Origin of the sequence: Halorubrum sp. SP9 (genome assembly GCF_005435015.1) — an archaeon.
Lineage (GTDB): Archaea > Halobacteriota > Halobacteria > Halobacteriales > Haloferacaceae > Halorubrum > Halorubrum sodomense.
Map to the genome: position 1 here is coordinate 1 of NZ_SGXU01000487.1, position 364 is coordinate 364.

Below are 364 nucleotides of genomic sequence, written 5' to 3' on the forward strand. Positions count from 1 at the left end.
GGTATGCCTGTATTGACATTGACGGCGGAATCGCGGATGACGGGAGCCTCAAGAGTTGGGTGCCTGACTTGAGCCGTTTCGAGGCGACGTATATCGAGCAATCGACCTCCGGAACGGGCTTACATATCCCCGTTGAGGGAGACAAAATCCCCGACTGGTGGACTGACGGCCAACTTGGAGAACATGAAGGCGTTGATCTCCTACAGAACAAATTCTGTATTGTCACCGGCGATAAGGTAGACGGCAATCCGGATTCAATTGATGACGTGAATCCCGCGCCGTGGCTGTTCAATGCCTACCAAGAGATTCACGATCGCGCCCCGTCGTTGGAAACGGTAGCGCAATCCAGCCGCGCCGGCGGCCG

1 pseudogene is annotated in these 364 nt (G+C 56.0%); it reads left to right on the top strand.

The features are described from left to right. Positions 1–364: pseudogene (locus EXE45_RS20110) on the top strand (hypothetical protein); the annotation flags it as partial.